Annotated in this window: 13 protein-coding genes; 7 read left to right on the top strand and 6 right to left on the bottom strand. The window is 62.1% G+C overall.

Translation table 11 applies throughout. The features are described 5' to 3' along the window. The 7 genes from F8J34_RS05200 to ptsP all read left to right on the top strand — a co-directional run. A partial coding sequence (locus F8J34_RS05200) for a hypothetical protein (RefSeq protein WP_297056949.1) occupies positions 1-233 on the top strand: 233 nt, incomplete at its 5' end. Continuing rightward, positions 230-1,867: an N-acetylmuramoyl-L-alanine amidase gene (locus tag F8J34_RS05195; protein WP_297056948.1), complete on the top strand. Its 1,638-nt coding sequence runs from the start codon at positions 230-232 to the stop codon at positions 1,865-1,867. The genes F8J34_RS05200 and F8J34_RS05195, both read left to right, overlap by 4 nt. After that, positions 1,864-3,030 (top strand): DUF1343 domain-containing protein, encoded by a 1,167-nt coding sequence (locus F8J34_RS05190; protein WP_297056947.1) that lies wholly within the window; start codon positions 1,864-1,866, stop codon positions 3,028-3,030. The genes F8J34_RS05195 and F8J34_RS05190 overlap by 4 nt, the downstream gene beginning before the upstream one ends. 12 nt (positions 3,031-3,042) lie before the next feature. Further along, positions 3,043-4,104 carry a DHH family phosphoesterase gene (locus F8J34_RS05185; protein WP_297056946.1) on the top strand — a complete coding sequence of 354 codons (1,062 nt, stop codon included), beginning with the start codon at positions 3,043-3,045 and terminating at the stop codon, positions 4,102-4,104. Then, positions 4,091-4,462, top strand: a complete 372-nt coding sequence (locus F8J34_RS05180) for a zinc ribbon domain-containing protein (protein WP_297056945.1) — start codon at positions 4,091-4,093, stop codon at positions 4,460-4,462. The genes F8J34_RS05185 and F8J34_RS05180 overlap by 14 nt, the downstream gene beginning before the upstream one ends. Further along, positions 4,434-4,712 carry an HPr family phosphocarrier protein gene (locus F8J34_RS05175; RefSeq protein ID WP_297056944.1) on the top strand — a complete coding sequence of 93 codons (279 nt, stop codon included), beginning with the start codon at positions 4,434-4,436 and terminating at the stop codon, positions 4,710-4,712. The genes F8J34_RS05180 and F8J34_RS05175 overlap by 29 nt, the downstream gene beginning before the upstream one ends. Then, the gene (gene ptsP, locus F8J34_RS05170; protein WP_297056943.1) at positions 4,709-6,451 is read left to right on the top strand and encodes a phosphoenolpyruvate--protein phosphotransferase; all 1,743 of its coding nucleotides are present in this window, start codon (positions 4,709-4,711) and stop codon (positions 6,449-6,451) included. The genes F8J34_RS05175 and ptsP overlap by 4 nt, the downstream gene beginning before the upstream one ends. On the opposite strand, the gene F8J34_RS05165 is transcribed toward ptsP, so the two are convergent. The 6 genes from F8J34_RS05165 to F8J34_RS05140 form a co-directional block, all read right to left on the bottom strand. Continuing rightward, positions 6,429-6,638, bottom strand: a complete 210-nt coding sequence (locus F8J34_RS05165) for a hypothetical protein (RefSeq protein WP_297056942.1) — start codon at positions 6,636-6,638, stop codon at positions 6,429-6,431. The two genes, ptsP and F8J34_RS05165, sit on opposite strands and share 23 nt — an antisense overlap. Before the next feature lie 3 nt (positions 6,639-6,641). After that, positions 6,642-7,403, bottom strand: a complete 762-nt coding sequence (locus F8J34_RS05160) for a ribonuclease Z (RefSeq protein ID WP_297056941.1) — start codon at positions 7,401-7,403, stop codon at positions 6,642-6,644. Between the two features lie 36 nt (positions 7,404-7,439). Next, complete coding sequence (locus tag F8J34_RS05155) at positions 7,440-8,819, bottom strand: TldD/PmbA family protein (RefSeq protein ID WP_297056940.1); 1,380 nt, start codon at positions 8,817-8,819, stop codon at positions 7,440-7,442. After that, complete coding sequence (locus tag F8J34_RS05150; protein ID WP_297056939.1) at positions 8,816-9,790, bottom strand: carbohydrate kinase family protein; 975 nt, start codon at positions 9,788-9,790, stop codon at positions 8,816-8,818. Before F8J34_RS05150 ends, F8J34_RS05155 begins: the two co-directional genes overlap by 4 nt. Next, the gene (locus F8J34_RS05145; RefSeq protein WP_297056938.1) at positions 9,787-10,278 is read right to left on the bottom strand and encodes a hypothetical protein; all 492 of its coding nucleotides are present in this window, start codon (positions 10,276-10,278) and stop codon (positions 9,787-9,789) included. Before F8J34_RS05145 ends, F8J34_RS05150 begins: the two co-directional genes overlap by 4 nt. A gap of 3 nt (positions 10,279-10,281) precedes the next feature. Beyond that, on the bottom strand, positions 10,282-10,710 hold a 429-nt coding region (locus F8J34_RS05140), incomplete at its 5' end, for a FapA family protein (RefSeq protein WP_297056937.1).

Raw genomic sequence — 10,710 nt, 5'->3', positions numbered from 1 at the left:
TGGCCGGTCTTCCCCCGGAGGTAATAAATCGGGCCCGGGAGATCCTGAACCGACTCGAGGAACGACCCTCCTCCCCGCCTCCGGCGGAAAAACCCCGCCAGCTTCCCCTCTTCGACCCCTATCTCCCCCTTAAGGAACGTCTGCTGGCCGTAAACCCCGAAGATCTCACCCCGCGCCAGGCCCTGGACCTGATCTTTGAACTGCGGGATCTTCTAGTAAAATCGGGACTATGAGAATTCTCGCCCTGGTGGCCGGGGTCCTTCTCCTCCTCTCTCTGAGCGCACATGCCCTGAGCCCCTCGGAAAAGGCCTTGGTCGCCGCCAAAAAGGAACTGGAACGCTTCAGCCAATCCCCCCAGCAGCAACATTACCGGCGTTACTGGATCCGGGTGATCAACCGTTTCCGCCGGGTCTATCTGCGTTATCCCGAAAGTCCCGAGGCCCCCAAGGCCCTTCTCTGGACCGCCCGTCTCTATCGTAACCTCTACGGATATTCTCACCGGCGGCAGGACCTGGAGGAAGCCCTGCGTCGCTACCGGATGATCTGGGTGCATTATCCGGAAAGTCCGCTAGCGGACGACGCCCTCTATGAGGCGGCCCAGATCTATCGCCATCTCCTGCAGGATCCGGTACGGGCCCGGGAACTCGAGGCCCTGATCCGCAAACGCTATCCCCACGGAGACATGGTGCAAAGGCTGAGATCCCCGCCGGCCTCCCCGCCAAAATCCCGGAAAGAACCCCATCCTTCCCCCGGGAAGATGGCCACGGTCAAGGGCATCCGGCACTGGTCCGGGGAGGACTATAGCCGCGTGGTGGTGGATCTTACCGCCCCGGTCTCCTTCGAGGATCATGCCCTCCGGGCCCATCAGGGGAAACCTCCTCGGGTCTTTGTGGATCTGCGTCCCTCGCGCCTTTCCCCTTATCTCCGGCCGGAGATTCCCATCCGCGACGGACTCCTTACCCGGGTGCGCCTGGGACAGTATCGTCCGGATACGGTAAGGGTGGTGCTGGATCTCAAAAGCCTCACCACCTACCGGGCCTTTTATCTGTCTCATCCCCCGCGGGTGGTCATCGATCTACTGGGCGAGGAGAAGAAGACCCGGCCCCCGGCTCCCCGAACCGGTGAAAAACCCCGACCACCTCCGGGAAAGGCCTGTTATTCCCTGGCCCAGCAACTGGGGCTTAAGGTGCGGCGCATCGTCATCGACCCGGGACACGGTGGCCACGACCCCGGAGCCCTGGGACTTTACGGATTGAGGGAAAAGGACATCACCCTTCGTGTATCCCGTTACCTGGCCCGGGAACTGCGCAAACGCCTGGGCTGTGAGGTCATCCTTACCCGCAATCGGGATGTCTTTGTCCCCCTTATCAAACGTTCGGCCCTGGCCAACATGAAAAGGGGCGATCTCTTTATCTCCGTCCACGTCAACGCCTCCCCCAACCGGAGGGCTCACGGTATCGAAACCTATTATCTCTCCTTCACCACCGATCCCGAGGCCATGCGGGTGGCCGCCATGGAGAACGCCATCTCCCGCCATTCCCTGAGCGAACTCCAGAGTCTGCTCAAGAAGATCCTGCGTAACACCAAGATCGAGGAATCGCGCACCCTGGCCCGGGAGATCCAGAAACATCTGGTAGCCCGTCTCTCCCGGCGATACCGGGGTGTAAAGGACCTGGGGGTCAAGAAAGCCCCCTTCGTGGTGCTCATAGGCACGCGTATGCCCGCGGTGCTGGTGGAGATCTCCTTTATCACCAACCCCACTGAGGCCCGACGGCTGCGTTCCGACCGTTATTTACAGGAGGTGGCCCGGGGCATCGCCGACGGGATCCAGGCTTACATTCGGCGTATGGAGCTGGCCTCCTCATGAGGGTAAGGAGCGGTCTGGACGTACTCCTGGCGGAGAATCCCTCCTGGCTGCGGCGATACAGCCGGGTGGGACTTCTCACCCACCAGGCGGCGGTAACCGGCCATCTGGTTCCGGCTCACCTGGCCCTTAAGGAACTCCTGGGCCCCCGCCTGAAACGGCTTTTATCCCCGCAGCACGGTCTCTACGGCACCGAACAGGCCAACATGATCGGGACCCCGGACCGAGAGGACCCCCTTACCGGACTGCCGATATATAGCCTTTACGGCCCGCGTCTGGCCCCCTCCGCGGAGGTGCTGGCTGATCTGGACCTCCTTCTGGTGGACCTGCAGGACGTGGGCTGCCGGGTCTATACCTATCTCTGGACCCTGTGGCTGCTGCTTCCCGCCGCCGAAAAAGCCGGGGTGGAGGTGGTGGTCCTGGACCGCCCCAACCCCCTGGGCTCCACCCTGGAAGGCCCGCTTCTCCAGCCGGAATATTCCTCCCTGGTGGGATATGCCGAACTTCCCCTGCGCCACGGCCTGACCCCGGGAGAGGCCGCCTTACTCTTTCACCGCCGCCAGCGTCTTTCCCTGCCCCTGAGGGTGATCAAGATGACCGGCTACCGCCGCCGGATGTATTTCCCGGAGACCGGACTCCCCTGGGTGCCCCCTTCCCCCAACATGCCCTCCTTCCATACGGCCCTGGTCTATCCCGGCCAGGTCCTTCTCGAAGGGACCAATCTCTCCGAGGGTCGGGGAACCACCCGTCCCTTCGAACTCTTCGGGGCCCCCTGGCTCGACCCCCGGCGGGTCCTGCGGATCCTCGGCGATATCGATCTTCCCGGGGTCCGCCTGCGCCCCACCCTCTTTACCCCCACCTTCGATAAATGGCGGGGACAGATCTGTCGGGGATTCCAGCTCCATGTCCTGGACCCCCGGCTCTTTCAGCCGGTACGCACCAGCCTGAAAATCCTTCGGGCCGTGGCCCTTACACATTCCGAGTTTTCTTTTCGACCTCCTCCATACGAATTCGAAGAAAAGAAAAAACCTATTGAAATAATTTCCGGCCATCCCTGTATTCCGTCCTATATAGCCGGAAATATGGATGAGGAGGGCCTTGATTTTTGTCTCAAGGAGGGCTTAACTTATTACGCAAAAGAAGTAGCCTCCCTGGGTCTATATTAAGGGAGGCTTTTTTTGTTAAAAACCATGGGCTCAGGCAACGGAAACAGTAAACGGCTGCGGTTTCGCTCCAATCGGGAACGTTTAAAGACCTTTCTTTCCCTGTTTCGTAAGGACGATCGGGTCCTCATCCTGATCTGGGGCGATCCGGACGCTCTGGCCAGCGCCCTGGCGGTCAAGCGCTTGCTGGCCCAGCGGGTCTCCCAGGTGGTCATCGCCCATGTCAACGAGATCCGGCGCATCAACAACCAGCTCATGATCAAGCTCCTGCGGATTCCGGTGGTCAAAAGGTCCCAGATCGATCCCAAGGAATTCACCAAAAAGGTCCTGGTGGATGCCCAACCCCCCCATAATGCCCTGTTTCAGGAGATCCAGTTCGACGCGGTGATCGATCATCATCCCGAGACCGAAGGCTGGGAGGCTCCTTATGTGGACATTCGGCCGCATTACGGGGCCACCTCCACCATTCTGGGCGAATATCTGCGCACCGCCGGGATCAAGCCCTCGGTGGCCCTGGCCACGGCCCTCATTTACGGCATCAAGACCGATACCGACAATTTCGAAAAACATTGCAGTCTTCAGGACGTCATCTGTTTCCATCATCTCTTCAAACACATGAACCGGCACCTCCTGCACAAGATCGAGGCCGCGGATATTCGGCGCTCCGAGCTCAAATATGTCAAACTGGCCCTGGAGAACATGAAGTTTCGCAAGCACCGTCTCTTCACCCATGTGGGGCGGGTTCCCAATCCGGATATCCTGGTGGTGATCGCCGACTTTCTCAATCATGTTCAGGAAGTGGGCTGGGTCTTTGTCTCCGGAGAATATCGTCAGCGGCTGGTGATCATCATCCGCTGCGACGGTTATCGCAAGAACGCCGGGCGCCTGGCCAGCAAGGCCTTCGGGGCGCTGGGGTTCGCCGGGGGGCACCGGGAAAAGGCCCGGGCCGAAATCCCCCTCAAAAACTTAAACGGCGACGGCGAGGTTTCCCTGAACACCCTCTTCCTTATCCGTTTACTCAAGAAACACTTTCGGGATCTCCGGGAGACGCGGAGGGCTCAAAATGCCTCTGTATGAATATCTGTGTCTGGACTGTCGTCGGGTCTCCGAACATCTGGTCTTTAGGGAGGAGGATTTCCAGCCCTATTGCCGTCGCTGCGGCTCGCGCAGGATGCGCAAACTGGTATCCCGGGTGAGGGTCCGGCTGTCCCTGGATTCCCGTCTGGAGCGTCTGGCTGACCCCGCTCTTTTCGGGGATCTGAACGAGGAGGACCCCAGACAGGTAAAACGGTTCATGGAAAGGATGGGGGCGGAGTTCGGGGATGAACTGGGGGACGAGTTCGACCAGGTGATGAGCGAGGCCGAGGAGGACATAGAGAGGGAATTAAGCGGCGGAAGCCAGGACGATGGAGGGGAAGGAACCCAAGAGGATTGAGGCGGAGATCGAGATCCGCGGCGCTCTGGGCCTTCATGCTCGACCGGCGGCACGACTGGCCAAGGCCCTCAGGGGGCTGCGGGCTCAGGTACGACTGGGACACGGCGAAAGGATGGTGGACGCCGGAAGCATCCTCGATGTCCTGACCCTGGGAGCCCGTACCGGTACCCGTCTGCGCCTCATCGCCGAGGGAGAAGAAGCCGAAGAGGCCCTGGAAACCGCCCGGAGGATCCTGGAGGCAGGGCTATGAAGACCCTGCGCGGCCTGGGAGTCTCCGCCGGGGTGGCGGTAGGCCCGGCCCACGTGATCTTTCCCGGGCACATCAAAGTCACCCGCACCCGTATCCCCCCCGAGGAAATCGAAGAGGAAATCCGACGTCTCCGGCAGGCCATGGAGACCACGGCCCGGAATATCCGCCGGGCCCAGGAAAGGATCCCGGAAAACCTGGGAGAGGTGCGGGCCATTTTCGAGGCCCAGCGTTTCCTGGTGGAGGACCCCTCCCTGGTGGCTGAGGCCTCGGAGATCATCCGGCAGGGCTTCAATGCCGAGTGGGCCCTCCTCAAAGTACTCCGCAGATACCAGAAGATCTTTTCCGAACTTCCGGATGCCTATTTTCGGGAAAGGTTCCGGGATCTCGAGGGTCTGGTGGAGATGATCATCGGGGCCCTGAGGGGCGAAAAACCCCTCGGTGGTCCGGAGAGGGCCATCATCGTGGCCCGGGATCTCTCCCCGGCCGATACCATCAACCTGCGTCCGGAGAACACCCTGGCCTTCGTTACCGAGGCCGGAAGTCGCACCTCGCATACGGCCATCGTGGCCCGCAGTCTGGGGATCCCCGCGGTGGTAGCGGCCAAAGGGGCCCTGGAGGAAATCTCCCCCGGAGATCTCCTGGCGGTAGATGGTACCACCGGGGAGATCTTCGTGGATCCGGATCCCGAAACCATTCGGGAATTCGAACAGAGGGAACGGCGGTTCCGAAAACTCCAGTCCCGGTTGCACCAGGTGGCGGATCTGCCGGCGGTCACCCGGGACGGGCACCGGGTGGTGCTCCGGGCCAACCTGGACCTCCCGGAGGAGATTCCCTACGCCCGGGAATACGGGGCCGAGGGGGTGGGGCTCTTCCGCACCGAATACCTCTACGTGGCCCGGGAGGACCTTCCCCCGGAGGAACTCCTCTTTGAGACCTATCGACAGGTAGTGGAGACCGTGGCCCCTCATCCGGTAACCATCCGCACCCTGGACCTCGGCGGAGACAAGTTCGCCTCGGTCCTGAATCTCCCCCGGGAAATCAACCCCGCCCTGGGGCTCCGGGCCATCAGACTCTGCCTGCGCGAGGAATCCCTGTTCCGCACCCAGCTGAGGGCCATCCTCCGGGCCAGTGCCTACGGAAAGGTCAAGATCATGTTCCCCATGATCTCCGGGGTGACCGAATTTCTGCGGGCCCGCAACCTGGTGGAGGAGATCAAACAGGAACTGGCGCAGGAGGGACACCCTTTCGATCCGGAGATCCCGGTCGGGGCCATGATCGAGGTGCCTTCCGCGGTGGCCATGGCGGATCTCCTGGCCAAGGAGGCGGATTTCTTCAGCATCGGTACCAACGACCTCATCCAGTACACCCTGGCCATCGATAGGGGCAATCAGGAGGTCTCCGAGCTTTACGAACCCCTGCATCCGGCGGTGCTGCGTTTCATCTGGACCACGGTGGAAGCCGCCCATCGGGCCGGCATTCCGGTGGCCATGTGCGGAGAGATGGCCGGGGAACTCCTCTATATCCCGGTCCTGGTAGGGCTGAACCTGGACGAACTGAGTATGACCCCCCAGAGCATTCCGGAGGTAAAACTATTTATCCGGGAGCTTTCCTATCATCAGTGTCGGCAGGTGGTGGAAAAACTCCTGCGCCTTACCTGTCAGGACGAGGTGCGTGAGGCCCTGGCCGAGGTCTTCGGCCCTCAGCTCAAACGTTTCTCTAAATCCCTTTGGTTTGAATAACCGAAAGCCGCTTCCGCATCTTTTCCATAAGGAGATTTAACTCGCTTTTGAGTTCCGCCAGGGTCTGGTGTTTTTTCCGATAGACCTTTTCCAGCTCCGCCAGCCAGTACTCCAGGACTTCCCGTTCGCGGTTGACCAGCTCCTGCTGGACCTTGCGTTTGAGACTTTCCAGCAGCTTGGGATCCATGAACTAAATTGTAATGCGCAAAAGATCCCGGGCCAAGAGGATCTCCCCGGAGAAAAACTTACGGGCCGGGGTGAGGAGATCGGCCTGATCGCACGGGGGATAGAAATGGGTGAGGACCAGACGCGGGACCCCGGCCTCGGCGGCCATCCGGGCGGCCTGAGAGGGGGTGGAATGGCCCTCCACGGGTCGATCCTCCGGGCAGGCACACTCGGCCAGCAACAGATCCGCCCCGCGGGAAAGTTCGGTTATCTCCGGACTGTATTCCGTGTCCCCGGTATAGACCAGGACCCGCCCCTCGGCCTCCACCCGCAGGGCCAGGCTCTCCGGATTGTGCTTGGCCGGAGCCGTCTCCAGGACCAGACCCGGAAATTCCAGCCGGGAACGCACCCCCCGCGGTCGTTCCATTATCTGCAGCAGCCCCTCCGGGGGATCGATCCAGTGGCCGTAGGCCTGCCGCAGGGCCTTGAGAAAGTCCCGGATCCCCTCGGCGGAGATCAGGCGTACCGGCCTTCCCCGGGTGAATCCCAGCCCGTAACGGGTGGCAAAGAGATAGGGCACCAGATCGGAGACATGGTCCGGGTGCCAGTGGGAGAGGAAGAGGAGGTCGAGTTCGTTGATATCCACGCCGGCCTCGGTGAGACGCCGCAGGGTCCCCGGGCCGCAATCCAGGAGAAGGACCCAGTCCCCGGCCCGCAGCACGTAGCCCGCGGCGTTCCTTTCACGCCGGGGCCAGCCCGTTCCGGAACCGAGAATCGTCAATTCCATCTTTACTCCTCCTGCGGTGGTCTTTTCACCACCCGGTTATTGGACTTCGCCGCCGACCACCAGTTCCGGAATGCGCAGGGTGGGCTGGGCATCGGACACCGGAACCCCCTGACCATCCTTTCCGCAGGTACCGATCCCGAACCCCAGATCGTTCCCCACCATGTCTATGGTGCGGAGGACCTCCGGGCCGTTACCCACCAGGGTGGCCCCCCGCACGGGATCCCCCACCTCTCCGTCCTGGATCAGATACCCCTCGGTAACCTCAAAGACAAAATCCCCGGTTACCGGATTGACCTCTCCCCCGCCCATCTTCTTCACCAGAAGACCGTAAGGGACACTGCGAATGATCTCCCGGGGATCGTGCGGACCGGGAGCAATGTAGGTGTTGGCCATACGGGGAAGGGGACGGTGACGGTAGGATTCCCGGCGTCCGTGCCCGTTGGGCCTCTTCCCGAACTTGAGGGCCGTGACCCGGTCGTAAAGATAGGTCTTAAGGACCCCCTTCTCGATCAAGACCACCCTTTCGGCCGGCACTCCCTCGTCGTCGAAGAGATAGGAACCCCGCCGACCCGGAAGGGTGGGGTCATCGATCACGGTGATAAGGGGCGAGGCCACTTCCTCTCCCAGGCGGCCGGAATAGACGGAAAAACCCTCTTCGGCGTGATCGGCCTCCAGGCCGTGGCCCACCGCCTCGTGGATCATGGTGCCCCCGGCGGAGGAGGAGAGCACCACCGGCAGCCGTCCGCCCGGGGCCCTTCGGGCCGATAACATGAGCAGGGCCCTCTCGGCCGCCCGCCGGGCCACCTCCTCCGGAGGATCCTCCTCCAGGAGTTCCAGCCCCACCGTGCCTCCCACCGGTTCGTATCCCTGTTGAAGTTCCCCCTCCCGGGCTGCCACCACCTGCACCGCCAGGAGGAAATAGGGCCGGGTCTCCTCCACCCAGGTCCCTTCCGAGGTCAAAATGACCATCTCCTTTTCCGTTTCCCGATAAACGACCCTCACCTGCCGGATCTCCGAGGAGAGCCCGGAAGCGGCCCGAGCGGCCCGTTTCACCAACTCCACCTTCCAGGCCAGATCCCGCTCCCCGAAGGGGACCTTCGGGGAAAGGCTCTCGCGGCGCGGCGGCCCCGGATGGACTATCCCGCCCTCCTCCCCCTGTCTCAGCCCCCGGGCCAGATCCAGAAGGACTCCGGTTTCCAGCTGGTTGGAGAAGGCATAACGGGTGTAGTAGGTGGGTTCTATTCTCCGGAGCCCCACCCCGGTATCCTCTCCGGCGGAGAGCTGCTCCAGGTTTTCTCCCTCCAGGACCAGGATCAGGTCCCGGGTGCGTTCGAAATAGAGATCCGCGTAAAGGGCTCCGGCGGAAAGAACTCCCAGCACCCTTTCCAGGCCCGCAGGCAGGGGAATGGAGCTCATGCCTCCTCCGGGGTCAGTTCTCTGATCCACTCTAAAAATTCTTCCCGGGAAGGACAACCCCGCCGGCCGTAATCGGAGAGACTGGCCGCGGCCACCTTGAGGCCCAGTCGCAGACATTGCTCCAGGGGGAACCCCAGGGCCAGACCCGCCAGCACCCCGGCGTCGAAGAAATCCCCGGCCCCGGTATTGTCCACCACCCGGGAGGGAGATTCGGCCGGGAAATCCCGGGTCTCTTCGGGCTGGACCAGCCGGGCCCCCCGGGCACCGCGTTTAAGAAAAAGGACCTTCCCTCCCCGGCGGAGAAAATCCCGGGAAAGTCCCAGGGTTTGCCATTCCCTCTCGGTCATGAAGAGATAGCGGGCCCGTTGCAGGAGGGGGGCCAGGGCCTCCGGCCCCCGGGCGACATAAATCTCGCCGGGGTCCAGACTCACCCCCCCCGGGGCTCTCTCCACCAGATGTCGGTGAAAGGAAAATCCGGTTTCACTCACCAGGGAACTCAGATGCAGCCATTCCTCCGGAAAGACCCGGGGACGAAAATCCGCCAGGGCCTCCTCGCAGGAGCCCGGGGAAACCAGAATGAAACGGTCCTTCCGTTCATCCAGCACGATAAGAGCAAGCCCGGTGCTACCCTTTACCCGCACCCGGGAGAGATCCACCCCCGCGGAGGCCATCTCCGAAAGGACCGCCTCTCCCTCGGGGTCCTCCCCGACGGCCCCGGCGAAGGCGCAGGGGAACCCGAAACGGGCCAGGGCCCAGAGGGTATTGGCCGCCGACCCCCCTCCGGAGACCGCAAGAAACTCCCCCCGGGCCTCAAGAAGGTCCCGGAATTCAAGGAGGGTCCTCCGGTCCCCGGCCCTCTCCTCCCCGGGGCGGAGGTCCATACCCGGAAATCGAATCTCCCGAAGGTCCGCCACCCGATAAAAGAGATCCAGGTTCAGGGCCCCGGAGCCCAAAAAACGGCTCTCCCTCATCTCTTTTCTCCGGAAGGACCCTTTCCCAGGTGCCGGGAAAGCTCCTCCAGAAGGACCCGCATCCGTCCGAGCAGGGGAAAGACCCTTTCCTCCATCCGGGCGTGCACCTCCTCCTGGTCGAGATGATCCGCAGCCAGACCCCGGATCTCCTCCTGCAAGCGGCGATAGAGACGCTGAATCTCCTCAAAAAGGGTCCGGGAGGTCTCGTCCGGCGGGTTAAAGGCGGAAAAAAACCGGCTCAGATCCCCTTTCCGGGGATCCAGATACTCGGAGAGATCCTCTCCCTTAAGGGCGGCCTTAAGGAGTCGCATCTTCCAGCGCAGGAGATCCAGGATCAGAAGGTCGATCTCCAGCGGCTCAAAGGAAATATCCTCTTCGGGGCCCTTTTCCCTTTCCGCTCCTTTCAGGCAGAGAAGACAGCATTCCCTGAGGGCCTCCTCCAGGTCCTTTTCCAGCTCTCGCAGACGATCCGTGGGTCTTTCCTTCATGGTTCACCCCCGATAAACGATTCGGGCCCCTTCCAGGGCGAAAACCCCCGGCCCGTATTCCTTCTGAAGAAGAAGGGTATGCCGACCCACTCCCACCAGGACATTGGGATAGGCCCAGCGGGTGATCTGGAGGAGTGCCATGGCCCCCCGTTCCAGTTCCTCTTCCAGGGAGGCCAGGCGTTCCTTTATCTCCGCCATCTCCAGGAGCTTTTCCTTGAGCACCCGGTAGAGTCTTCCCAGGATCTTCTTCTGCCGGGGAGAGAGCCGACCCTCTTTGGCCATTCTTATCCCCTGCACCAGGGCCTCTTTCATCTGGTCGGTCAGTTGGTCCAGCCGATCGAATTCCCGTTCCAGGCGATAGACCTCCTCGGCCACCTCGTAGCTGAACCCCACCCGTACCACCGTCCGGACGAAGGCCGGATTCCCGGCCAC

Origin of the sequence: Thermosulfurimonas sp., from assembly GCF_015491435.1 — a bacterium.
GTDB lineage: Bacteria > Desulfobacterota > Thermodesulfobacteria > Thermodesulfobacteriales > Thermodesulfobacteriaceae > Thermosulfurimonas_A.
Note: the sequence above shows the minus strand (reverse complement) of the source record. Positions and strands in the feature narration are given on the sequence as shown.